Below are 25179 nucleotides of genomic sequence, written 5' to 3' on the forward strand. Positions count from 1 at the left end.
AGAATAGTGCCAACATGACCCATTCAGGGATGAATGTTAGCCGTTCGCCGATAACACCTACCGCCGCTAATAGCGCCGCAGCCAGAGTGATTAAGACAAAAGCCTGCCGCGAGGTAAAACCTGCACGCATAATTAAGTGATGGATATGCTGACGATCTGGGGAGAACGGACTCATCCCTTTACGTAAGCGCCGATACATAATGGCTATCATATCCATCAATGGGATGGCAATAATCCATAATGCGGTAACCGGATTAATCGGGTGTGAGTTCCCTTGTGTCGTTTGCAGCAGCATCCAAATCGCCGTGAAACCAATCAAGGTGCTACCAGCATCGCCCATAAAGACTTTATAGCGACGCCCTAACAACCCGAGGTTAAGCAGGATATACGGCAAAATTGCGGCAATCATGGCAAAACACCATAGTGCCAATGCCATCTGTCCGCTTTGATAGAGCAAAATACCCATCGCGCCGAAAGAGACACAGGAGAGGCCGCCGAGCAAACCATCGATGCCATCCACCATATTGAAAGCATTGATTGCCGCCCATACCGCGAACAGCGTCACGACATAGCCGAAAGGCCCTAATACCATTTCCCATGGGCCAAAAGTGTGTCCCAGGCTGCGTAAATAAAGCCCGCCGATCGCCATCATGGCGATGCCGACCAGTGCCTGAACAAAGGCTCGGATTTTTACGCTGATATCAAACCGATCATCTAGCGCGCCGACGAATACCAATAAACCGGCGCAGCCAAGATATAAACGGAAATGGGGGATCTGCTGATTGGTGATCAGAAAAGTAAAGCAAATACCCGCAAACACAGATATTCCACCCACTAATGGGATCAACCCTTGGTGGCGTTTACGATAATTAGGTTTATCGACTAATCCAATTCTCTTGGCAACTTTGCGAGCAACAAATAAAAATGCCAGAGAAAACAGGAATATAACAAATATTTCAGTACTCATAGTGAGTAAGTTCACGTTTAACCGCTCTCTGCAAATAGATACAACAGCTTAGCATGTGGGGTGGCGCAAACCATGCCTTCGCCACGCTTTCAGTTATTTCTGAATATGATGACAGTCTTGCTTGTTATTCCCAACTCTATTTTTGGTATTTTCTCGCTGGTAGTGAGAATAAATACCAAAATAACCGTTAGTTCGATCTTGCGATCGACTCAATGAATAGCAAACCCGAGTATCCTATATTCCAAAAGCAAAAAACGCCACGACTGAGCGTGGCGTTTTGACTAATTCCGATAAACTTACGAGCGTCTCATATTATCAAAAAACTGATCGTTAGTTTTTGCTGTTGCCAGCTTGCTGATGAGGAACTCCATCGCATCGATTTCACCCATTGGATGAAGGATTCGGCGCAAGATCCACATTTTTTGCAGCTCTTCAGTGGTTGTCAGCAGCTCTTCTTTACGTGTACCAGAGCGGTTGAAATCAATAGCCGGGAAGACACGTTTTTCCGCAATTTTGCGGGACAGGTGCAATTCCATGTTGCCAGTACCTTTAAACTCCTCATAGATAACTTCATCCATTTTAGAACCGGTATCAACCAACGCGGTAGCAATGATGGTCAGGCTTCCGCCCTCTTCAACATTACGTGCGGCACCAAAGAAGCGTTTTGGACGATGTAAGGCATTTGCATCCACACCACCGGTCAGTACTTTGCCTGAAGCAGGTACGACGGTGTTATAGGCGCGAGCTAAACGGGTAATGGAGTCCAGCAGAATAATAACGTCTTTTTTGTGCTCAACCAGACGTTTTGCTTTTTCAATTACCATTTCAGCGACTTGAACGTGACGGGATGCCGGTTCATCAAAGGTAGAAGCAATGACTTCACCTTTAACCAGACGTTGCATCTCGGTCACTTCTTCCGGGCGCTCGTCAATCAGCAATACCATCAATACGCAATCAGGGTGGTTGTAAGCGATACTGGTCGCAATATTCTGCAACAGCATAGTTTTACCCGCTTTAGGCGGTGCCACAATCAGACCACGTTGACCGCGACCGATTGGCGATGCCAAATCCAGTACACGGGCAGTTAAATCTTCCGTCGAACCATTACCACGTTCCATGCGCAGACGAGAGTTGGCATGTAATGGGGTTAAGTTTTCGAACAGGATTTTGTTACGGGCGTTTTCCGGTTTGTCATAGTTAACTTCGTTAACTTTCAACAATGCAAAATAACGCTCACCCTCTTTAGGCGGACGAATCTTACCGGCAACGGTATCACCAGTACGGAGGTTGAAACGGCGAATTTGGCTTGGGGATACATAGATGTCGTCAGGACCGGCGAGGTAGGAGCTGTCTGCAGAGCGGAGGAAACCAAATCCATCCTGCAATATCTCCAACACACCGTCACCGAAGATATCTTCTCCACTTTTCGCGTGCTGCTTAAGAATAGAGAAAATAATATCTTGTTTACGCATCCGGGCTAGGTTTTCCAGCCCCATATTTTCGCCAAGTGTTATTAGATCAGAAACCGGCGTGTTCTTTAATTCGGTAAGATTCATAATGGTGGGTTCTTAAACTCGGGGTATGTCTCGAACTATGGTCGTGAATGGTATGGCAGCGTCATCCGTGCCTGTTTAATGGGACATTCAATCACCGGCCTTAGGCAAACTACGTAAGTCATCACTTACGCGAGATTTGCGCGACACAACGGTAAAAAGATTGAAGGTGCCTTCGACTGATTTTGTAAAGCCGTTAGACTGTCAAAAAACTGATTGAGTTCATAATTATTCTCAACCCACATTATTTCGACATAGAGTAAAACTTTAGATTTAAACTTTTTAGATGCTACAGACTATTTATTAGATACTAAAGAATAAGCTAGATGCTACAAACCTGGACTCTGTACACAGGAATGTTTTATGCGCAGTGGAGTAAACTTAACACGCTTCTTTGCAGGCGTCTAGCGGTCAGTGTGAGAAATCACAGCCACCACTAAACTCCCCTGCGTCCTTGACGCCACAGCTACGTTAGCGGCGCTCACTCACCCGAATCACTGACCAGAGTCAGCTCATCGGGCTTTGTTCGTTTACTGTCTTACTGCAACGCCAATCACTTGGGTTGTATAGACGGCTAATTACAGATTTGCATCCAAGAATGCTTTTAACTGGCCTTTAGACAATGCACCCACCTTGGTGGCAACCACTTCACCGTCACGGAACAATAACAATGTCGGGATACCACGGATACCATACTTAGGTGCCGTGCCCTGATTGTCATCAATGTTCAGTTTAGTGATGGTCAGTCTGCCTTCGTACTCTTCAGCAATTTCATCCAAAATCGGAGCAATCATCTTGCACGGACCACACCATTCAGCCCAGAAATCTACCAGAACCAGGCCGCTGGCTTTTAGCACGTCAGTGTCGAAGCTTTCGTCACTCAGGTGAATAATTTTATCGCTCATGTTCTACTCCAAAGGATTGTGTCTACCTCGTTGGTGTAGCATTAACCAACAATAGGATGACTTTATTTCACCGGATACGCTTTCGTAAAGCAATAGTTAGCTGATATTCTACCACACTATGAGCAAAACACACTTGACCGAACAGAAGTTTTCCGACTTCGCCCTGCACCCGCTAGTTATTCAAGCCCTTGAAAACAAAGGGTTTGAGTATTGCACGCCGATCCAGGCGCTAGCATTGCCACTCACTCTCTCTGGGCGTGATGTAGCGGGTCAGGCGCAAACAGGAACCGGCAAGACGCTGGCTTTCTTAGCGTCTACTTTCCATTATTTGCTTTCTAACCCCGCACAAGAGGGTCGCCAGACTAATCAACCACGCGCTTTGATTATGGCACCAACACGTGAATTAGCCGTGCAAATTCACTCCGATGCAGAGTCACTTTCCCAGATGACCGGGCTGAAATTAGGTCTGGCTTATGGTGGTGATGGCTACGACAAACAGCTTAAAGTGCTGGAAAGTGGCGTTGATATTCTGATCGGGACGACTGGCCGTTTAATCGATTACGCTAAACAAAATTACATTAACCTCGGTGCGATTCAGGTTGTGGTCTTGGATGAAGCAGATCGTATGTACGATTTGGGCTTTATCAAAGATATCCGCTGGCTGTTCCGCCGTATGCCTTCCGTTGATAAGCGTTTAAACATGCTGTTCTCTGCCACCCTCTCGTACCGTGTACGTGAATTGGCCTTCGAACAGATGAATAATGCAGAATATGTTGAAGTGGAACCGTTACAAAAAACGGGCCACCGCATTCAGGAAGAGCTGTTCTACCCTTCAAATGAAGAAAAAATGCGTCTGCTTCAGACCTTGATTGAAGAAGAGTGGCCAGACCGCTGCATTATTTTTGCCAACACCAAACATCGTTGCGAAGAGATCTGGGGCCATCTGGCTGCTGACGGCCATCGTGTCGGTTTGCTGACCGGTGATGTCGCTCAGAAAAAACGCTTGCGAATTTTGGAAGATTTCACCAAAGGTGATTTGGATATTCTGGTTGCCACTGACGTTGCCGCACGTGGTCTGCACATTCCTCTGGTGACCCATGTCTTCAACTATGACCTGCCCGACGATTGCGAAGACTATGTTCACCGCATTGGTCGTACCGGCCGTGCTGGCGAAAGTGGTCACTCCATCAGCCTGGCATGTGAAGAGTACGCATTAAACTTACCGGCTATCGAGACTTACACCGGCCATAGCATTCCGGTCAGCAAATATAATAGCGATGCGCTATTAACAGATTTGCCGGCGCCAAAACGTCTGGCCCGTACCCGTACTGGGAATGGCCCACGCCGTAACTCTGCCCCACGTCGTAGTGGTGCACCACGGAATAATAACCGTAAGCGACCGAGCTGATAAAACGATGCTAAGTTCCACCTCACTTTATGCTGCCATCGATCTTGGCTCCAACAGTTTTCATATGTTGGTGGTACGTGAGGTGGCAGGGAGTATCCAGACACTGGCCCGAATCAAACGGAAAGTCCGTCTGGCGGCGGGTCTGGATAGCCAGAATCACTTATCACAAGACGCGATGGAACGCGGCTGGCAATGCTTGAAGCTTTTCTCCGAGCGTTTACAGGACATTCCTCGGGATCAGATCCGCGTGGTCGCCACGGCTACCCTGCGTCTGGCCTCTAACGCTGAAGAATTCCTGCAAACGGCAACCGAGATCCTCGGCTGCCCTATTCAGGTCATCAGTGGCGAGGAAGAAGCTCGGCTGATTTATCACGGGGTAGCGCATACCACCGGTGGGCCGGAGCAGCGTCTGGTGGTCGATATTGGCGGTGGCAGCACAGAGCTGGTGACTGGCAATGGCGCCCAGGCGAATACTTTAGTCAGCTTATCAATGGGTTGCGTCACCTGGCTAGAACGTTATTTCGGTGACCGCAATCTGGCAAAAGAGAATTTTGAACGCGCTGAACTGGCCGCACATGAGATGATCAAACCGGTTGCGGCGCGTTTTCGTGAGCATGGCTGGCAAATCTGTGTCGGTGCTTCGGGCACGGTACAGGCCCTGCAAGAGATCATGGTCGCCCAAGGCATGGATGAGCTGATCACCCTAACCAAATTGCAGCAACTCAAGCAAAGAGCCATTCAGTGCGGAAAATTGGAGGAGTTGGAGATCCCCGGCTTAACACTGGAACGGGCGCTGGTTTTCCCCAGTGGTTTGTCTATCTTGATTGCGATATTCCAAGAGTTGGCGATTGAAAGTATGACGCTGGCGGGCGGCGCACTGCGCGAAGGGCTGGTCTACGGTATGCTTCATCTACCGGTCGAACAGGATATTCGCAGCCGCACCATCCGAAATTTGCAGCGCCGCTATATACTCGACACCGAGCAAGCCAGGCGGGTGAGCAAACTGGCCGATAGCTTTTTGCTACAGGTAGAAAAAGAGTGGCATCTCGACAGCCGATGTCGGGAGTTATTGCAAAATACCTGTTTGATTCATGAAATTGGCCTTAGCGTCGATTTTAAGCGCGCTCCCCAACATGCGGCTTACCTGATTCGCAATCTGGATCTCCCCGGTTTTACCCCTGCGCAAAAGTTACTGCTCTCTGCGTTGCTACAAAATCAGTGTGATACCCTCGATTTAACCCTGTTGAATCAGCAAAATGCCTTGCCGGTAGATATGGCGCAGCACCTGTGCCGTTTGCTGCGTCTGGCGATTATTTTTGCCAGCCGTCGGCGAGACGATACACTGCCTGCAATCAGATTGCAGGCCAAGGGTGAAGCACTCTATGTGCTGCTACCTCAGGGCTGGCTGCAACAGCACCCCTATCGAGCGGAAGCGCTGGAACAAGAGAGCCATTGGCAAAGCTATGTCCAGTGGCCCCTCTTCCTCGAAGAATTTAACTAAATTTTTTTGCTGTTGGGTGGCTCTGGTCGCCCCTCTTATTCTCTCCTCCCCCTCTCTTGTATGTAATAACCACATGGTGGTTAGCTACCACTATATGAAGCGGAGTGAGCCGGTCCCCCTCCCGAAGGTATAACCTTGCTTTGCAGCTTATGGCCCTCCGCTTCACCTTTCACGCCAGCATTAATCTTGAACGGTTATCAGGAGCACGACTCTGTCGGAAGTGCCATAAGAGGACCAGAAACACGCCATAATATGTTAACTACTCTATGTTCCTGATCGCTCCTGCAAAAAAAATTCTCCAGATAATACCGGTGTCCACTGGCGCCATTTAACCTTTATGAAGGTTCATGCAGATGATTACGGGCCGCACTCAGAAATCGTTCAGACAGTTCGTCTCCGGTGGTCGCCCGGGCAAGTATTAATGCCCCGGTTAACATGGCCAGCTGTGCCAGATGAAAATCGGATGGTCCGCCGTCCGGCTCATTTCCCTGAATGGCGGCAAGATGCTCTGCCATTTTCTTCAGGCCGTCTGTATAGGCTTCGCGGACCGGCTTTTCCAGCGGTTTGCGCAGCACGTCTGATGCAAGCGCTGTCACCGTACACCCGTTGCCGGCGCTGTCCCTGTGGCCTGGAGAAAGATAGTAATCCAGGAAGCCGTTAAAGGAATTTATGCCGCTGCGGGAGAAAGATTCACTGGTATCGTCAAAGGCGCACTTGCAGGCCAGCGCTTCAAGCTCGTCTTTGGAGCTGAAGTGACCGTAAAATCCACCGTGCGTCAGGCCAACGGCCGCCATAACATCGTTGACGCTTACGCCGTCCAGGCCGCGCTCCCGGAACAGCTCCGCCGATACTTTGATAATATTGTTACGGTTGCGCTCCATCTGTTCTTTAGATACCCGTCCCATTTTTCCTCCGTTTCCAGTTAAACAATCCGGGCGTTTTAGCGCCCGTAAATTTCTTCCTGTCCGTCTTAACTCCGGGGTGGCCAGACGCTGACATATTCCGCGCCAGCTCCCTGCGCTCTGGAAAGTGAGCCCGCTATCTGGCGGTGCGGCGTACCGGCCTCTATCGCGCTGACGTTATCCAGACGCGTCGCCTGTTCGTCAGACAGGCTGACGTTCAGGGACGCAAGTGTATCTGCAAGCTGCTCCGGGGTGCGCGAGCCAATAATCGGTATCATCGCCGTGGATGACCGCTCTGCCTGATAACGGAACCACGCAATTGCCACCTGCAGGGGGAGTACGTTAAGTTCGCGGGCGATGGTAAGGACTTCATCAAGCAGCGCAGGATCCTTTTCCGTGTGCACCAGCCTGCCGCCAAACCCCTGCAGCCTGCCTTCCTGGCTGGTACGGTATTTTCCTGTCAGCAGCCCGCCCCCGAGCGGTGACCAGAGCGTGGTCGCTATGCCCAAAGCTTCGGCCATCGGCAGCAGTTCCCGCTCTGCGCTGCGGTCCGCAAGGCTGTACTCCACCTGGATACCGGCAATACGCGACCAGCCGCGCAGCTCGGCCAGGGTATCCGCCCTGGACACCTTCCACGCCGGAAAGTTAGACAGTCCTGCGTACAGCACTTTACCGGACCGTATCAGGTCGTCAAATGCCCTGACCACTTCTTCAAGGGGTGTTAGCCTGTCGTCGAAGTGGGCCCAAAGCAGATCAATTCGATCGGTTTTGAGTCTTTTCAGGCTGTTTTCAACCGATGCCACCATATTGCGCCGGCTGTTACCGGTGAGTGCCACGCCTGCATCCGGCCGGGCGCTCAGAGTGTACTTTGTGGCCACCACAAAGTGATCGCGATCTGAGGCGATTAAAGTCGCCAACCAGTTCCTCAGACTGTCCTGTCTGGTAGGTGTCTGCCGTATCAATGAAGTTTCCGCCCGCATTAGCGAAACCATCAAAGACCGCGCGGGCTTCCTCTTTTTCGGACCCGTAGCCCCAGCCAGTACCAAAATTGCCCGTACCAAGAGCCAGCTCGGACACCCGAAGCCCGGTGTTTCTGCCGAAAGTTGTATAGCGCATAGTGACCCACCTCATATCGAATTAAATGACAGTTGACATTTATTATACATGCCATGCATCATTTAAAAAACCCTGAACGTAAATTTCATACTTACCACCGAGGAAAAACATGGCTGAACACACGTCAGTACTGATCACCGGCGCCTCAACCGGGATTGGTGCAATCTATGCCGATCGTTTTGCACAGCGCGGGCACGATCTGGTGCTGGTCGCCCGTGACGTTACGCGGCTGGATGCGCTGGCTCAGAAACTGCAGGCGCAGTACGGAGTACGGGCAGAAGTTTTAGCGGCAGACCTGACAGATCCGCTGTCGGTGGATACGGTGGCCAGTCGCCTGCGTGAGGATACACGCATTGGTGTACTGGTGAACAATGCCGGAATAAGCCTCGCTGGAACCTTCCTTACCCAGACCAGCGCCGACATCAACCGCCTGACGGCGGTTAACCTGACGGCAGCGCTGACCCTTGCGCACGCAGCCGCAGTGAGATTCGCGGCTGAGGGTAAAGGCAGCATCGTTAACCTTGCGTCCGTGGTCGGTCTGGCCCCGGAACTGGGTATGGCAGTTTATGGGGCCAGTAAGGCATTTATCCTGTACCTGTCGCAGGGGATCAGTCTGGAACTGACTCCGAAGGGAGTCTATGTGCAGGCCGTGCTGCCAGCCGCCACGCGCACAGAAATTTGGGAACGCTCGGGCGTTGACGTGAATACGCTGAGCGGCGTGATGGACGCCGGTGAAATGGTGGATGCGGCCCTAGTTGGTTATGACCGCCGCGAAGCTGTCACCATCCCGCCCCTGCACGATGAGCATCACTGGGACAATTATCAACAGGCCCGTCAGGCTATGCTTCCTGAGTTCAGACAGGAACATCCGGCCCCACGCTATCTGGGGAAGGGTGAATAACACCTGCCCGATACGGTTATTTTTTACACCCATTTTATAAGAAATGTATCGATGTCAGATAACGTACTGTTTTCTCCGTTCACCCTGAAAGGCCTGACGCTGCCTAACCGCATCGTCATGGCTCCCATGACCCGCGGCATGGCCCCGGAAGGCATTCCGGGTCAACCCAATGCCGATTATTACCGCCGACGCGCGGAGGGTGAGGCCGGACTGATCCTGACCGAAGGGACCGTGGTCGACCGCCCTGCCTCCCGTAATATGCCGGGCATCCCTTTCTTCCATGGCGAGCAGGCACTGGCGGGCTGGAAGCAGGTAGCGGAAGCCGTTCACGCGGTTGAAGGTTATACGGAAGCGCTGGATCACGAAGTGCGTTCGGACGGTATCAGGGCGTCCGTCATTGAACCTGCCTACACCCGCACACAGTTCGAAACAAACAACGTGCCGCCGGCAGGCGATCAAAAAGATTGTCAGTGACGCGATGAAGACCGCAGATTCACCTGAGGTCATTGCCCAGGTGGTGGTGAGCGCCGCACAGGATGACCGCCCACGGCTTCGCTATACCGCCGGGAAAACAGCGGCAAAACTGGCGTTCATGCGCCGCTTCATGCCGGCATCTCTGCTGGATGCTGGAATAAGAAAAAGCCTCGGGCTTTGAGAGGTAAACCTGAACAGCCTCCTCCCACACAGAGATCTACTAAGGATCGGGCCTGTTAACTGCGCCCGCAGACAGTTTGCTCGTTTACTACACGGATAAAGACATGAAAGCACTGGTACTGAAAAGTTACGGAAAGAATGCACGGCTGGATTTTGAAACGCTCCCGCGGCCGGTGATTAAAGATAATGAAATACTGGTAAAGGTTCACGCGGTGGGCCTGAACCCGATTGATAACATGATCCCCGCAGGCACCTTCAAACCCATTTTGCACTTCACGCTTCCGGCCGTGATGGGCAGCGATCTGGCGGGCACCGTAATCGGGACAGGAAAGAGTGTGACCCGGTTCCGCTCCGGTGATGCCGTCTACGCCAGCGTCTTTGATATGGATAACGGTGCGCTGTCGGAATATGTGGCGGTGCCGGAAAGCGCTGCGGCGCTTAAGCCGCAAAGCCTGGACTTTACTGAGGCCGCTTCGTTACCGATGGTAGCGCTCACCTCATGGCAGGCTTTTGAGTACGTAAACCTGCAGGCCGGGCAGAAGGTGTTTATACCGGCAGGATCAGGCGGGATAGGCACTTTTGCTATTCAACTTGGCCGGCATCTGGGTGCCAGCGTGGCGACGACCACGAGCGGTGGGAATGTGCCGCTTGTCCAGAGACTTGGTGCCCAACATGTTATTGATTATCAAACGCAGGCATTTGAAAAAGAACTCTCCGGTTACGATGTGGTACTTGGAACCTTACGCGGTGACAGCACAGAGAAAGCAATTCAGATTCTCCGGCCAGGCGGAAAGGTCGTCTCGTTGACAGGGCCTGTTGATCTGCCCTTCGCACGCCGGAGAAAAATGAATCCGGTCATGAAAGCCCTGTTCTGGCTGATGAGTCGTAAAATTAATGCCCTGGCCGCACGTCGTCAGGTCCGGTACGGATTTCACTTTGTCCATCCGGATGGCGATCGCCTGGCAGACATTGCTGCGCTGGTAGATGCCGGAAAACTGGTTCCCGTTATTGATCGGGTATTTTCCTTTGAGGAAACGCTCAGTGCGCTTTCATATCTGAAAACCGGGCATGCGAAAGGGAAAGTTGTTGTTGCGTTTCCACCGGAGGCGTAGGTCATCACTGGCCCCTCAATGCCAGCAGCGGAGGTTGCTGGCATTGAGGATGTTTTTACAATTACACTGCTTAACGTAGCTGGATATCAGCCAGTGGAGCGTTGAGTGCAGCTTCAAACAGCCGTTTTCCAGGCCCGGTAAGCCATTTTTCCAGTTTCATCATCTCACCAAATTCCTGTTCGAGCGCTGGAATATCAGCAGCACCCGTCACAATACCATTGTCCACTAGCGCCGGGCGCTTGCGACCGGGAACGGCTGACCGTGTTTATGGTCAGGCGCGCGGTACTGCGAGTGCGCAGCCGAAGGCAAGCTACGGGGGCGTTTCTACTGATACTGAGAAAGAAATAGCTTGATTTAACACGGTAGCTTCTGAGTGACCTCCCCACAAAACCATCAGATTGTGATCACCTTCAGTTTAAAAAAGAAACATTGTGTGTATTTTTATAAAACAGCGTTTCTTTATAATAAGGGATCACAATGCGATTACAGTTTCAACGCTCATATACCGCCGGTATGCTGGTGATGATGTCCAGTCTGATGGTCGGCGCCCCTCTGGCAATGGCCGCTAAATCAAGTCACCACGATGCTCCTCAGCAGCTACAGGTGCCCACTCTCGCTTATGACGAGAGCAGCATTGTGCTGGTATGGAAAGCGCCGGAAGATACCGGGAAAATTGTTGATTATCAAATTTACTCTGCGGGAAAATTGCTGGGCAAAGCCAGTGATAACAATGATAAATTCTCCCCCGCTAAGCCCTATATCGACCACTTCTATGCTAACGATAAAGAGGATTTCCAGCATAAAATTGTGCTACAGAACTTCACCGTCAATGGCTTAAAACCCAATACTCGCTATCAGTTTACGGTCAAAGCCCAATACGCCGATGGATCGTTATCTGCCGCCAGCAACCCGATTAATGCAAAAACCAGTGTTAAGCCACAGATTGTGAATGTGCGCGATTTTGGTGCTATCGACGATGGCAAGACATTGAATACCAAGGCTATCCAGCAAGCCATTGATAGCTGCAAGCCGGGTTGTCGGGTCGAGATCCCCTCCGGCACTTACAAAAGCGGCGCACTGTGGCTGAAAAGTGATATGACCCTCAATCTGCAAGCTGGGGCAACACTGCTCGGTTCGGAAAACCCTGATGATTATCCCGCTGGCTACCGCCTCTATCCTTACTCCACGATTGAGCGCCCAGCATCACTGATCAATGCCATCGACCCCAATAACAGCAAGCCCGGCACTTTCCGCAATATCCGCATTACGGGTGCGGGGATCATTGACGGCAATGGCTGGCAAAGAGCCAAAACCGCTGAAATTACTGATGAGTTAGGCCGCCCGCTACCGCAATATGTGGCAAGCAAAAACAGTAAAGTGCATGAAGATGGCATTCTGGCGAAGAATCAGGTTGAGAAGGCCGTTTCCGACGGTATGGATTTAAAAAATGCCTACGGTCAACGCCGCTCCAGCTTGATGACACTGCGCGGGGTAGAAAATGTCTACCTGGCGGGCTTCACTGTCCGTAATCCCGCTTTCCACGGCATTATGAATCTGGAAAACCACAATGTGGTGGCGAATGGCTTAATCCATCAAACCTATGATGCTAATAATGGGGATGGAATTGAGTTTGGTAATAGCCAGAATGTGATGGTGTTTAATAACTTTTTTGATACCGGTGATGATTGCATCAACTTTGCTGCCGGCACTGGGGAAAAAGCGCAACAACAAGAGCCAATGAAAGGCGCATGGCTATTCAACAACTACTTCCGGATGGGACACGGTGCCATTGTTACCGGCAGCCATACCGGTGCCTGGATTGAAGATATTCTGGCTGAGAATAATGTGATGTACCTGACTGATATCGGCCTGCGCGCCAAGAGCACCAGCACCATTGGTGGCGGTGCACGTAATGTCACGTTCCGCAATAATGCGATGCGTGATTTGGCGAAACAAGTGATGGTGATGACATTGGATTATGCCGACAGTAATGCCAACATCGACTATCCACCGGCCAAGGTCCCGGCTCAATTCTATGATTTCACATTAAAAAATGTGACGGTGGATAATACCACCAGCAAGAGTGCGTCAATTGAGATCAAAGGGGATACAGCAAATCAAGCCTGGCACCGTTTAGTGCACGTTAATAATGTGCAGTTAAAACAGGTTGCTCCAACCGCCATTAGCGACTTACGTGACAGTGAATTTAACAAGGTTACCTTCACCGAGCTACGCGGTGAGACACCATGGCATTTCAGCGAGGTGAAAAACGTCACTGTTGATGGCAAACAGGTCACCCCATAATCAGGCAATGAATGGGCAGCACATCGCCCATTACTGTTTTTTGGCGTTGGCTAGCTGAGCACGAATATTGGCCAGATGACTCTGGCCTTTTTGCATCCGCTCCTGTGGGCTAACTACCTGGCGCTCATTGTCCCACTTCAAATCATCCTGCGGTAACTCCATCAGGAAGCGGCTCGGTTCCGGGCGAATCAATTCACCATACTGCCGCCGCTCTTTGCATAGGGTAAAGAACAGCTCACGCTGGGCGCGGGTGATCCCCACATACGCTAACCGCCGCTCCTCATCAACATTATCTTCGTCGATGCTACTTTGGTGCGGCAGCAACCCCTCTTCCATGCCCACTAAGAACACATAAGGGAACTCCAGACCTTTGGAAGCATGAAGTGTCATTAATTGCACTTGATCCAGCTCGCCGTCACTCTCCCCCCGTTCCATCATGTCGCGCAGGGTAAAGCGCGTCACCACCTGTGTCAGCGACATCGGCTCATTCAGCTCAGATCCCTCCAACATTTCGGTCATCCAGCTGAAGAGTAGATTGACGTTCTTCATCCGCATTTCTGCGGCCTTCGGGCTAGGTGAGGTTTCGAACAGCCAGCTCTCGTAATCAATACCGTGGATCAGATCCCGCACTGCCGCCACCGGCTCGCGTTCAACTAGCCGGATAATAGCTTCCATCCAGTGGGTAAACCGCTGCAATGACTCCAGACCCCGACCTTTTAGATGCTCGCCCAACCCCAAATCGAAGCTAGCGCGAAATAGGCTTTTATTGCGTACCTTTGCCCATTCACCCAGTTTTTGGATGGTCGCCGATCCTATCTCACGTTTTGGTGTATTAACGATGCGCATGAATGCGCTGTCATCATCCTGATTGGTCAATACCCGCAAATACGCCAGCAGATCTTTGATCTCAGGTCGCGAGAAAAACGAATCGCCACCGGAGATGCGATATGGGATGCGGTTTTGCATCAGCAGCTTTTCAAACAGCCGTGACTGGTGGTTACCACGATACAAAATGGCATAGTCACTGTATTGCGTCTTTTTAACAAAGTGATGGGCGATAAGTTCACCAACCACTCGCTCGGCCTCATGATCTTCATTATTAGCAGTGATGACTTTTAACTCGTCACCATACTCCAACTCAGAAAAGAGCTTCTTTTCAAAAACGTGGGGGTTATTGGCGATCAGAATATTCGCGGCTTTCAGGATCCGGCCCGAGGAGCGGTAGTTCTGCTCCAGCTTAATCACCTGCAACTGCGGGAAATCTTCATTCAACAGCACCAGATTCTGTGGTCGCGCCCCACGCCATGAATAGATCGATTGGTCATCATCACCCACCACGGTAAAGCGCGCCCGACTACCCACCAGCAATTTCACCATATGATATTGGCTGGTGTTGGTATCTTGGTATTCATCTACTAATAGGTAACGCAGGCGATTTTGCCAACGCTCTCGCACTGCCAGATTATTTTGCAGCAGTAACGTCGGCAGGGAGATAAGATCATCAAAGTCCAGCACATTACAAGCTTTCAAATGGGCGTCATATAAGCCATAACAGTGAACAAACAACTTATCGCGCTCGGATCGCGCCTGTGCGGCAGCGGCTGCGGGATCAAGCAGATCATTCTTCCAGTTGGAGATCGCAGAGATCAGCTGTTGCAGCAAGGTTTTATCATCTTCCAGCCACTTGTGGGTCAGATCTTTCAATAATCCCAGTTGGTCCTGTGCATCAAACAGCGAGAAGTTAGACTTCATCCCCAGCGCCGCATACTCTTTTTTGATGATTTCCAACCCCAATGTATGAAAGGTCGCAATCATCAAACCACGGGACTCTTTGCGCCCCAGTGTCTGAGAGACACGCTCTTTCATCTCACGTGCAGCTTTATTGGTAAAGGTCACCGCGGCAATATGCTTTGGCTGATAACCGCACTGGCGGATCAGATGGGCTATCTTGTTGGTGATCACGCGGGTTTTACCCGATCCCGCACCGGCCAACACCAGGCAGGGTCCGGTGACAAATTCGACGGCTTGTTGTTGGCTGGGATTTAATCGCATGGGCGCAGGGTCGCTCTTGGGTTATCAGGGGAACAGGATTGTAGCAGAAAGCAGCCGCCGACAAAAAATCGCCTGTGCTTTTGAATTGTAAAACACGCGCTACAGTGGCCCATCACCAGAAAAATAGGCTACACTGGCGCGCTTCTAGACCCTAATGAAGATAACCTTCGTTCAAATAACATTGTGGTGATTGTGACATGGCAAACAAAGCTTCTGCGCTACACATTCTGGTAGATGATGAAAAGCAGGCAAACGATATTCTGGCACAGTTGAATAACGGTGCAGATTTCCAGGAGTTGGCGAAAAAATTCTCCAACTGCCCGTCAAAACGTAATGGCGGCGATCTGGGCGAGTTCAATAAAGGGGATATGGTCCCGGCATTCGATAAAGCGGTCTTCAGCTGCGAACTACTGCAACCTTATGGCCCGGTAAAAACTCAGTTCGGTTATCACATTATTAAAGTGCTATATCGGAACTAAGTTAGATGTGCGCCTCCTTAATTGGTGGCGCAGATAACACCTCGTCAGAAAAGTCATTAGCATAATGCCCTATAATTAATAACATAATAATATTCCCATTTATAATTTTCGCCTGTTATTTCTATACAAAATCTTTACTTAACTATATAAAACGACCGATGAATTAATATCAAAAATGTCCTACATTAATGGGCCAAAACAGCCAAAAACAAGCATTACCAACAAAAACAACAAGAAAGATCTTATTAATTCATTTTTTCATATTGATTAAACCCCTCACAATACAATAAGTTATATTAAAACCATTCCCAAATTCTTAATGGTAGGAATTTTCCCACACAAATTGGTTCTCTTGTCTCATGTGCAATAACCACCACCTTCTATATTATTGTCGTCATCAAGTAAGGGATGCAGCGGAAATATAAAATCCCTGAGTCACTTTAAATGAAAAAACCTTGTGGGAAGCTGACGAATATAATCGAATAACATTCGCCATATAGTCATTCACCACTTCATCTTTATTAAGTTAAGTTCTCATTCGCAATTAGATACTCATGAGAATCTGACTTACCTTAAATTATCGTATTGGAGTTTCAAATGAATAAGATTACTTTGGCTATGGCATTATTCGCAGCATCGACAACGGCTTCAATGGCAGCAAGCAATAATACAATTACCTTCCAAGGCGAAGTCACTGCACAAACTTGTTCAGTTACCGTAAATGGCCTTGAAGCTAACCCAATGGTCTTATTGCCGACAGTATCAAGCACCGACCTGGATGCTTCAGGTAAAAAAGCCGGTAAGACAACCTTTACTCTGGGTGTGTCAGGTTGTACAGCTGACGCAGCTGATGTTGATATCAAAACTGTTTTCGTTGGTAATCAAGTGTCTGCTTCTGGTAACTTAATAAATTCTGGCACAGCGGAGAATGTTGAACTTCAACTATTGAAAGATGCGACAACAACAACGGGCATCGATTTGAATAGTGGTGTGCCGCAAGAAGGTATTGTATTGAAAGCGGGCCAAACATCAGCAGAACATGATTTTGCGGTTCAGTACTTTGCTACTGCGCAAGCAACACCGGGTTCTGTGATTGCATCTGTACAATATGCGGTTTCTTACCTGTAATATCTGTACTATCGGGTGGGTGACCCACCCGATAAATTCCTACAGAGGATATACCCATCATGTTTAATACACCTAGCTACAGCTATCGTTATCTGTTCGCCACTTTATTAATGTTTATGGGTATCTCTTTTGCCAACGCCAGTGTCGTCATGGGCGGCAGCCGTATTATATATTCGGCGGGTGAAAAGGAGCACAGCGTACAATTAACCAATAATGACAACTTTCCTAATGCAGTTCAGGTTTGGTTAGACAGTGGTGATGCTACATCAACCCCTGAAACGGGCAAAGCGCCGTTTCTCGTCACCCCTCCCTTCTTTCGTATTGAAGCCAATGCAGGCCAGACATTACGACTGAAATATACCGGCAGTGGCCTACCAACAAATAAAGAATCTGTATTTTATCTTAATTTTTTGCAGGTGCCGCCCGTCAATAAAGCAGAGAAAAACAATAAAATGTTAGTCCTGCTACGCAACCGCATTAAAGTATTTTATCGGCCTGAAGGTATTGCTGGCAAGGTTGATCAAGTTCCCAGTGCGCTGACATTCAGTGTCCGCCAACAAGGCAGCAATGTGATTGTCACCGGAAAAAATCCAACCGGTTTCTTTGCCACTATTGCCAGCGGTGAAGTGGTTGGCGGCGGTAAAAACCTTAAAATGAAATCAGAGATGATCCCGCCAATGTCTCAGGTTGAATGGGTTATTCCAAATTCATCAGCACCTGCTAATCCAGTTATTAATTTTCGGCTAGTGAATGATTTCGGTGGACAAGATGCCGGTACTTATCGGATTTAACTGTCACATTCCGGTAAAGGAATATTTATGGGTTTCGCACGAGTCATTCTAAAAAAGAAATTTTCCGGCCGTAAGAAAGCATTAACGTTATGCATCAGTTTAATCCTACATGTTGATACTGTTTTAGCGCAGGAAGCATCACAGAATCTAGAATTTGATGAATCTCTCTTTTTAGGCACTAACTTTGCCTCAGGGTTGAATCAACTGAATAAAGAGAATTCTGTGACAGCAGGGGATTACGATGCTGTAGATGTCTTGATCAATAACAAACCATACAAACGCACAACCATTAAGTTTGTTAAAGATGCTGACTCTTCAGAGGTCTATCCCTGTCTGAGTGATGAGTTTTTAACGGCTGCTGGCATTGAATTAACCCATAAAGAGGGTGCCATTGCCAAAGATCCTCAAACCGCCGAGACAGATTCAATCCCTTCGGATACAGCATCTGATACTGCAAGAGACACCGCAACAAGTACACCAACAGAGCAGTGTGTGCCGCTTGCTACACGAGTCAAAGGGGCATCTTTCCACTTTGATCAGGCCAAATTGCGTTTAGAACTCTCTATTCCACAAGCATTATTGAAAAAGCAGCCGCGCGGTTATATTGAGCGGACAGAGTGGCAGGAGGGTGAAAAACTCGCCTTCGTTAACTACAGCACCAACTTTTATCGTAGCGAAACGCAAGGTCAGCAGAATAATACCTCTGATTACGGGTTTATTGGCATCAAGGGTGGCTTGAACTTAGGATTGTGGCAACTGCGCCAGCAATCAAACGTGCGCTATGCCAGCAACACGAATAGTAGCGACACGCAATGGAATAATATCCGCACTTATTTGCAGCGCCCTATCCCACAATTAGATAGTCAATTAACGCTGGGCGAAACCTTCACCGACAGTACATTATTCGGCACCATGTCATTTCGTGGCGCGAAAATGGCGACTGACCAACGTATGTGGCCAGAGTCGATGCGTGGCTTTGCGCCAGAAGTCCGTGGTGTTGCCAGTACCAATGCCCGCGTGGTTATTCGCCAGAATGGGCAGGAAATATATGAAACCAACGTTGCACCCGGCCCCTTCGTTATTAACGATTTATATAGCACCACCAGCCAGGGCGATCTTAATGTTGAGGTAATAGAGGCGAATGGTAGCCGCTCAACATTTACCGTGCCATTTAGCGCGGTGCCTGATTCAATGCGTCCTGGGGTGAGCCGTTATAATGCCGTTATCGGGGAGTCACGCGATTTCACCGATATCGATAATTATTTCACCGACTTTACCTATGAGCGCGGGCTGACCAATCAGTTAACAGCAAATACCGGTGTGCGGTTAGCGCAAGATTATACGGCACTGCTCGTGGGCGGTGTTATCGGCACCTCGGTCGGCGCTTTTGGCCTGAATACCACCTATTCCCATGCCAAAGTTGAAGATGATAAAACACAGGATGGCTGGCGGATGCAGGCCACCTATAGCCAGACCTTTAGTGAAACCGGGACCTCATTCTCATTGGCAGGATATCGCTATTCCACCAAAGGGTATCGCGATTTAAATGATGTTTTTGGTGTGCGTTCAGTGGAAAAAAATGGCGGAACCTGGGATTCATCCACCTATCAACAGCGCAGCCAATTTACGACTACGGTTAATCAGAATTTAGGTAATTTTGGTCAGTTGTATGCCTCGGCTTCGACCAATGATTATTATAACGATACGCAGCGAGATACACAGTTACAGTTAGGCTATTCCAATAGCTATCGTGATATTAGTTATAACGTGGCAATTAGCCGCCAGCGCAGTGTTTATACCTCGACACTGTATAACTGGGATACCGACGACGCCAATCCAACCACCACGGCAACGCGCTACGGTAATACCGAGAATATCGCGACCTTAACTGTCTCTATTCCGCTAAATATTGGCAGTAAAAATCAATATTTATCGATGTCTGCTAGCCGCAATCCAAAAAGCGGCAATAATTACCAGACAGCACTTTCAGGTACGGCGGGTGAACGAAATGCCTTTAACTATTCCGTCAATGCCGGTTATGACGATAGCAATTTCGGCAGCAGCTCAAATACTTGGGGGGTGAATGTGCAGCAGCAATTCCCTAATGCGACGGTTAATGGGAACTATTCTCGCGGCAATAACTACACCCAATATGGTGCCGGTGCTCGTGGTGCAGCGGTAATTCATAGCCAGGGCCTAACTCTGGGGCCATATTTAGGTGAGACATTTGGCTTAATTGAGGCGGATGGTGCTCAAGGAGCTGCCGTGCGTAATGCACAAGGGTCGAGAATTGATGGTAACGGTTTTGCCCTGGTGCCTTCGTTAACACCTTATAATTACAATACGATCGGTTTAGATACCAAAGGCATTAACCGCAACACTGAGCTGAAAGAGAATCAGGGCCGCGTTGTTCCTTATGCTGGGGCCGCAGTGAAAGTGAAATTTGAAACACTGACCGGTTATGCGGTGCTGATTCAGACTCAAACAACTGGGGATGACGGATTACCGCTAGGTGCCGATGTCTATAACAGCAAAGATGAACTGGTCGGTATGGTGGGTCAGGGCAATCAGATTTATGCACGGGTGAAAGATAAAAAAGGTTCACTCTTTGTTCGCTGGGGTGAAAACAGCAGCGACCAGTGCGAATTGCCTTATGCATTTGAATCCAAAGATACTGAGCAAGATATTATTCATTTAACAGGCAGTTGCCGCCGTTAACGATGTGAGAAAAATAATGTTAAGACCAACAGCGCCATTAATATCTTACGAAGTTTCGCGGCCATCAACTGCTGCCTGTTATCGTCGCCCGCGCCTGCTGTCCGGGGTATTACTGCTAATAGGATTATGCAGTACCTCTGCGTGGTCAGCCTGTACCAAAATTACGGCACAAAACCAGCTAACTGCGGGTGATGGTACAGCCAGTTCCTGGGCTGGCTCAACGGATACCAACAATGGGTCGCTCGGCTTACCGGGCATTATTGACCTCAGCACCAATGCTAACTTTCAGCCGGATGGCACCTTATTGGCGGCAGCAACCTCTAACTTTACCACTTTTGCCCTGAATACCGGCTATGACCCCGAGCGGGTGCTCTTCCGCTGTGCGGCGGCAGATGTTGATCAACTGTTCGAGATGTATGCAACTAACGGGGATAATGATTTTGCTGGCAAGAATGAAGATGGTGCCATTGCCGGCAATGTTCCCTCCGGTTTTGCCACCTATGTCCGCAATGTTGTTATCAGGCTTACCAATCTCTCCACTGGTGAGTATTACTCTCGCCTATGGAAAGGTCGCCGCTTAACCGACCTTGATACTGACAGCACTGGGCGTATTTTAGTCAAAGCCAAAAATTTCAGTAATCTATATACCGAACTGTTTCGCGTTGATTATGCCCGCACCAGCACCAATAATGCGGCCTCTTATACCTATGCTTACACCCAACCGAACGCCTATATCGCCTTTAAAGGGCCGGGCATCACTGGCCCGGTTGAAGGAACCGACTCACTAACAAACTGGCCCGGTTGGTATGGCACCTGGCCGGCCTCCATTGGGTTGTTCAACTATGTCACTTTCCGCCGAACCACGATCTGCGCGGTCACCCATTTTACCCCGACCGTGGTATTACCCCGGATCTCGGTGGCAGAACTTAATACTGGGCATACCAGCGCCGCTGATTTTAATGTAGATTTTCAGTGTCAGACCGGCGTGACCTCCGGTGTGACGGCGGGTACAGTGGCAATGGGCTTTTTGGTGCCGCCAGCCAATGTTGCCAAAGCGCAAACATTGGGATTAATCAACGGCAGCGGGGGCATCAGCCATTTAGTATCTGATAATTATGGTGCGGCCGGTATGGCAAATGGGGTCGGCATCCGCATCTACCGTAACAATAACCCCATGAATCTACTATCAAAAAATGTCACCCAAACAGGTAATAGTGGTGGTTGGTATGGTATCTTCCAGGGCGCACAACAACAGACGGGTAGTGTGACTGGGGGGAATAGCTACACGGAGAATTTTCGGGCTGAGTTAAGCAAAATCAGCGGGCAAACTGTGACGGCGGGAGCAGTGAATGCACATGCGCAAGTGGTTATTCGTATCCAATAATGTGCTTTTCAACGGCATAAATAGCGGGATCAGCAACTTGCTGCTGTTGCTGATATTGGTTAGTAGTGCACCCGCAATGGCGAGTGTGATTGCAGAAAGAACACGAGTTATCTTCAGCGAGGGTAGCACAGAGGAGTCACTGCACCTGGTTAACAGCAACAGCTATCCGGTGGCAGTGCAGGTTTGGGTGGATGATGGCAATTTGATGGCTACACCGGAGAAAGCAATTTCGCCAGTATTAGTATTGCCGCCGCTATTTCGGCTACAACCACAGGCACAGCGCAGTTTGCGATTAATTCTATCAGGTGCCAGTAAATTACCGATGGATAGAGAATCCGCATTTTGGCTCAACGTTTACGAAATTCCGCCTAAATCAACCACCAAAGTCGAGGATGAATCTTTCGTCACGCTAGCCCTGCGTATGCAGTACAAAGTATTTAATCGCCCTAAGGGCATACCCGCGCCGGGGGACGCTCTAGCTAAAGCATTAACTTTTACTTTAGCGCGTAACGGCGATGCCACCCTGATTAAAGTGAATAACCCGACACCCTATTTTGCGTCATTAGCTTCACTTAAATTAGGCTCGGCAGAAGCCCTACCGGATATGGTGGCACCGTTTTCAACACTCGATTTTCCGCTTAATCACTCGCCAGCGGCTGGCAGTGCAACTCTCAATTTTGTCTTAATCGATGATTTGGGTAATAGTCAGGCCCTAAGCAGCAATCTAAAATAGAGGGAAAGAGCCGGGAGGGGAGTTCAGGATATCGAACGATTAATACTTAAAATTGATCTTAGCGTTTTCGGCTCGCCATTTACTGGTGGGTCGGCCTTAATTAAAGGTCATAAGCTAAGTCAAGCCTATTAATTTATGCCACTTTTTACTCCCATAAAATCAATCACCTCATCCAGCCTCCCTTTGCAGATCTGTAATTCTCGTTTTAATGCCAAGGCGTAAATTCCGCCATCCCCCCAACTAACACCGGTAAACGCAGGTATTTCACAGGTTATTAATGCTGACTCTGGTGGAGATAATCGAATAACCTCGGTAACTTTTGGTGACAGTAAATTACTCTTGCAAGAGGTTAATAATAGAGTCAGGCATAGGTTGAACAGCGCAAGGATCGCCCATTGCTTCAGTCTGAAACTGCCTGACTTTCTCCTCATTTTCATTGCGAATCACCCTCTCACTCTCTAATTGACGGGTAATGGCTACGCGATTGGCACTACTATTTTCCTGATAAGTATCAATAATATGACCCAATGTAACGTTCATTGCCCGCTCTGCCGCTAACTCTTTTTCTCTTTTCTCTACCTGTTTGGCAAGATTATTCCAATGAACAAACTGCAACAGAGAAAAGGCTACTAACACGGTTATAATCCCACCGACTATTTTATAAGGCATAGCACTCCTATTATTTTATTGATGATAGATGGATAGCCAAAACCTTCATTCTCTCTGACCATTCACTCCAGCACTTTAATTTATTCTTGAAATTTACTTGATGGATTAATGTGACTAAAAAATCCGCCATAAAAGGCGGCTTGCGTTATTTACTGACAAGATGATTTACTCTTTAAATCCATATTTCCGTTCTCGTAACGCCATTTTTAATAATATTCAAAATATCATCAGGGTTGATCTCTGCGCCATCGAAATTAATCTTTATGCATTTCCAACGCGATACTTGATTGCACCAGGCATCCGTCAATAAAACTCTCAGCGATTTGTAATTGACGCCGAATCTCCCGCTCATTACATTTTTTTAATCGGGCAATTGAAGCTTTAGATTGCCCATAAACGTAATAGCGAATAATAAGCTCCAGCTCTTTTTCTCTGGCAGAGTGCTTTAAATACCCAACAGCAATATCAATTGCCAAACCATCATTATCACTACAGGACTCAAGCTGTTTCCCTGCTGAGGTTACTCCCTTGAATCCACTGGCAATATGTGGATAGTCCAGCCGATTATTATCTCTGGCCCACACACCCCAACGAGTGAGAATATCTGGTATATTACTCATGACAACTCTCCTTGTTATATTTAAATATTTTTGATTCTGTTTTAATATAAGCAATAGCAATACAAACAAAAAAACCTCGACAATTAGCGAGGTTCTTTATTATTGCTACAATTGTTTTTGACTACAGGAGTAAGAAAATAGGTTCTTCGCGATAGCCTTAACCACGATTAATACCTTACACGCATTTTTTCGGGCCGTGATAGCATTAATTCCATTGTCGGTTAATAAAACAAAAAATGCATAACCGCCATAAAACAAATTGATAATTACTTCACTTATAAGTGCTTATACATATAGTCTATCTTAGTAATATAACCCGCCATAAAAGACGGGTTATACTATTATTTAGTAAGCTAACTTACTCTTTAAATCCGGGTTTGCCATTCTCGGCTCGCCATTTTTTGACTTTTTCAAGTATTTTCTCTGGCGTACATTCTGAATCAGAAGGCGGATAATATATCAGATCCGTTCCTTCTGGATGTTCAGTAACGCGTACAAAATACTCTAATAACTTATCCAAATAATCATCTACATCAGAAATATTTTCTCTAAAAATAATATTTAGGAAATCAATGAATTCCGTCTCTATATATTCAGAAATACTGTTTTTTAATTCCATTACTGTCCTCTCTTCTTTGAATGAATATCTATATGTTTCTTTGGCGTGACTACTCGCAAGTTATCAACATTGAAAACCTCGCCACCATCTTTAATAAAATTAATATGGTGAATTTCAAACGATGTACGCAAATTAGCAGAGTCACTTGTTCTAGTCTTCGGAGACTTACTCGCTCTCATTCGCTCACGATTACTTTTAATAAACTGCCCCGATAGCTCAGGATCATTCCCAACGGCGGCCCAAAATGCCGCTCTGAATTGATCAAAATTGCTGAACCGTCTGGCACGTAATTGATCTGCGATATGTGCGGGGATCGGTGCACCTATCCCCTCTCCGGCCCCTGCCAGCCAAATACCCGTCACGGATTGCCCTAGTCCCGTCACAATACCCGCCTCATCTCGCGGGCTTTTAAGGTAAACATATGACCACTACATACGGAAACAAAAAAACCTCACTGCTTAGCGAGGTCATTTGTTATGGCTATAATTATTTTTGACTACAGGAATGAAAATAATAGATTCTTCGCGATGGACTTAACCACAACTAACACCTTACACGTATTTTTTCGGGCCGTGATAGTATTAATTACCTTGTCGATTAATAAAACAGAAAGTGCATAACCGCCATAGAAAAAATTGATAATCATTTTATTAATGAATAGTT

The 25179-nt window shown here is 48.3% G+C and carries 22 protein-coding genes and 3 pseudogenes; 13 read left to right on the forward strand and 12 right to left on the reverse strand.

Features of this window, described 5'->3' with window-relative positions; genetic code table 11:
- The 3 genes from wecA to trxA form a co-directional block, all read right to left on the reverse strand.
- Positions 1-982: UDP-N-acetylglucosamine--undecaprenyl-phosphate N-acetylglucosaminephosphotransferase (gene wecA / locus AACW11_RS09795; protein WP_212586640.1), on the reverse strand; the 982-nt coding region annotated here is incomplete at its 3' end.
- A 281-nt stretch (positions 983-1263) separates the two neighbouring features.
- Positions 1264-2523 carry a transcription termination factor Rho gene (gene rho / locus AACW11_RS09800; RefSeq protein WP_004704159.1) on the reverse strand — a complete coding sequence of 420 codons (1260 nt, stop codon included), beginning with the start codon at positions 2521-2523 and terminating at the stop codon, positions 1264-1266.
- 575 nt (positions 2524-3098) lie between these two features.
- A complete protein-coding gene (gene trxA / locus AACW11_RS09805; protein ID WP_004877077.1) occupies positions 3099-3425 on the reverse strand; it encodes a thioredoxin TrxA in 327 nt (108 codons plus the stop codon).
- Between the two features lie 118 nt (positions 3426-3543).
- On the opposite strand from trxA, the gene rhlB reads away from it, so the two are divergent.
- Positions 3544-4833, forward strand: a complete 1290-nt coding sequence (gene rhlB / locus AACW11_RS09810) for an ATP-dependent RNA helicase RhlB (RefSeq protein WP_212586641.1) — start codon at positions 3544-3546, stop codon at positions 4831-4833.
- A 7-nt stretch (positions 4834-4840) separates the two neighbouring features.
- Complete coding sequence (gene ppx / locus AACW11_RS09815) at positions 4841-6334, forward strand: exopolyphosphatase (protein WP_212586642.1); 1494 nt, start codon at positions 4841-4843, stop codon at positions 6332-6334.
- Positions 6335-6669: 335 nt separating this feature from the next.
- Here ppx and AACW11_RS09820 read toward each other — a convergent pair whose 3' ends face one another.
- Both AACW11_RS09820 and AACW11_RS09825 read right to left on the reverse strand, forming a co-directional pair.
- The gene (locus AACW11_RS09820; protein WP_212586643.1) at positions 6670-7239 is read right to left on the reverse strand and encodes a TetR/AcrR family transcriptional regulator; all 570 of its coding nucleotides are present in this window, start codon (positions 7237-7239) and stop codon (positions 6670-6672) included.
- A gap of 65 nt (positions 7240-7304) precedes the next feature.
- Positions 7305-8352, reverse strand: a pseudogene (locus AACW11_RS09825) (aldo/keto reductase).
- 109 nt (positions 8353-8461) lie between these two features.
- Between AACW11_RS09825 and AACW11_RS09830 the strand changes: the two are divergent.
- The 4 genes and pseudogenes from AACW11_RS09830 to AACW11_RS09845 all read left to right on the forward strand — a co-directional run bounded on the left by AACW11_RS09830 (position 8462) and on the right by AACW11_RS09845 (position 11019).
- Entirely contained in the window at positions 8462-9253 is a 792-nt protein-coding gene (locus AACW11_RS09830) for an SDR family NAD(P)-dependent oxidoreductase (protein ID WP_212586644.1), read from the forward strand.
- Between the two features lie 51 nt (positions 9254-9304).
- Positions 9305-9595 (forward strand): annotated as a pseudogene (locus tag AACW11_RS09835) (oxidoreductase); the annotation flags it as partial.
- Positions 9569-9908 (forward strand): annotated as a pseudogene (locus AACW11_RS09840) (oxidoreductase); the annotation flags it as partial. The pseudogenes AACW11_RS09835 and AACW11_RS09840, both read left to right, overlap by 27 nt.
- A 103-nt stretch (positions 9909-10011) precedes the next feature.
- Positions 10012-11019, forward strand: coding sequence for an NADP-dependent oxidoreductase (locus AACW11_RS09845; RefSeq protein ID WP_212586646.1), 1008 nt, complete (start codon positions 10012-10014; stop codon positions 11017-11019).
- A gap of 70 nt (positions 11020-11089) precedes the next feature.
- On the opposite strand, the gene AACW11_RS09850 is transcribed toward AACW11_RS09845, so the two are convergent.
- Entirely contained in the window at positions 11090-11245 is a 156-nt protein-coding gene (locus AACW11_RS09850) for a hypothetical protein (protein ID WP_212586647.1), read from the reverse strand.
- Between the two features lie 251 nt (positions 11246-11496).
- Between AACW11_RS09850 and AACW11_RS09855 the strand changes: the two genes are divergently transcribed.
- The gene (locus AACW11_RS09855) at positions 11497-13323 is read left to right on the forward strand and encodes a glycosyl hydrolase family 28 protein (protein WP_212586648.1); all 1827 of its coding nucleotides are present in this window, start codon (positions 11497-11499) and stop codon (positions 13321-13323) included.
- Positions 13324-13353: 30 nt separating this feature from the next.
- Here the strand turns inward: AACW11_RS09855 and rep are convergent, their stop codons facing one another.
- Positions 13354-15375: a DNA helicase Rep gene (gene rep, locus AACW11_RS09860; protein WP_212586649.1), complete on the reverse strand. Its 2022-nt coding sequence runs from the start codon at positions 15373-15375 to the stop codon at positions 13354-13356.
- A gap of 197 nt (positions 15376-15572) precedes the next feature.
- Between rep and ppiC the strand changes: the two genes are divergently transcribed.
- The 6 genes from ppiC to AACW11_RS09890 all read left to right on the forward strand — a co-directional run bounded on the left by ppiC (position 15573) and on the right by AACW11_RS09890 (position 22608).
- Positions 15573-15854 carry a peptidylprolyl isomerase PpiC gene (gene ppiC, locus AACW11_RS09865; protein ID WP_005275718.1) on the forward strand — a complete coding sequence of 94 codons (282 nt, stop codon included), beginning with the start codon at positions 15573-15575 and terminating at the stop codon, positions 15852-15854.
- 597 nt (positions 15855-16451) lie between these two features.
- Positions 16452-16982 carry a fimbrial protein gene (locus AACW11_RS09870; protein ID WP_212586650.1) on the forward strand — a complete coding sequence of 177 codons (531 nt, stop codon included), beginning with the start codon at positions 16452-16454 and terminating at the stop codon, positions 16980-16982.
- Positions 16983-17041: 59 nt separating this feature from the next.
- Positions 17042-17773 carry a fimbrial biogenesis chaperone gene (locus AACW11_RS09875; RefSeq protein ID WP_212586651.1) on the forward strand — a complete coding sequence of 244 codons (732 nt, stop codon included), beginning with the start codon at positions 17042-17044 and terminating at the stop codon, positions 17771-17773.
- Positions 17774-17800: 27 nt separating this feature from the next.
- The gene (locus AACW11_RS09880) at positions 17801-20491 is read left to right on the forward strand and encodes a fimbria/pilus outer membrane usher protein (protein ID WP_212586652.1); all 2691 of its coding nucleotides are present in this window, start codon (positions 17801-17803) and stop codon (positions 20489-20491) included.
- A 16-nt stretch (positions 20492-20507) separates the two neighbouring features.
- The gene (gene stbD / locus AACW11_RS09885; protein ID WP_212586653.1) at positions 20508-21875 is read left to right on the forward strand and encodes a fimbrial usher protein StbD; all 1368 of its coding nucleotides are present in this window, start codon (positions 20508-20510) and stop codon (positions 21873-21875) included.
- A complete protein-coding gene (locus AACW11_RS09890; protein ID WP_212586654.1) occupies positions 21841-22608 on the forward strand; it encodes a fimbrial biogenesis chaperone in 768 nt (255 codons plus the stop codon). Before stbD ends, AACW11_RS09890 begins: the two co-directional genes overlap by 35 nt.
- A gap of 128 nt (positions 22609-22736) precedes the next feature.
- On the opposite strand, the gene lysC is transcribed toward AACW11_RS09890, so the two are convergent.
- The 5 genes from lysC to AACW11_RS09910 form a co-directional block, all read right to left on the reverse strand.
- Entirely contained in the window at positions 22737-23045 is a 309-nt protein-coding gene (lysC, locus tag AACW11_RS20835) for an Rz1-like lysis system protein LysC (protein ID WP_445285812.1), read from the reverse strand.
- Positions 22942-23277, reverse strand: coding sequence for a DUF2570 domain-containing protein (locus AACW11_RS09895; protein WP_249192936.1), 336 nt, complete (start codon positions 23275-23277; stop codon positions 22942-22944). The genes lysC and AACW11_RS09895 overlap by 104 nt, the downstream gene beginning before the upstream one ends.
- 254 nt (positions 23278-23531) lie before the next feature.
- Entirely contained in the window at positions 23532-23897 is a 366-nt protein-coding gene (locus AACW11_RS09900) for an antiterminator Q family protein (protein WP_212586655.1), read from the reverse strand.
- Positions 23898-24255: 358 nt separating this feature from the next.
- Positions 24256-24516, reverse strand: coding sequence for a bacteriocin immunity protein (locus tag AACW11_RS09905; RefSeq protein WP_212586656.1), 261 nt, complete (start codon positions 24514-24516; stop codon positions 24256-24258).
- A complete protein-coding gene (locus AACW11_RS09910; protein WP_339379053.1) occupies positions 24516-24899 on the reverse strand; it encodes an HNH endonuclease signature motif containing protein in 384 nt (127 codons plus the stop codon). The genes AACW11_RS09905 and AACW11_RS09910 overlap by 1 nt, the downstream gene beginning before the upstream one ends.
- Between the last annotated feature and the right edge of the window lie 280 nt (positions 24900-25179).

The sequence above is a fragment of the Yersinia sp. Marseille-Q3913 genome (assembly GCF_963892745.1).
Classification (GTDB): Bacteria; Pseudomonadota; Gammaproteobacteria; order Enterobacterales; family Enterobacteriaceae; genus Yersinia; species Yersinia bercovieri.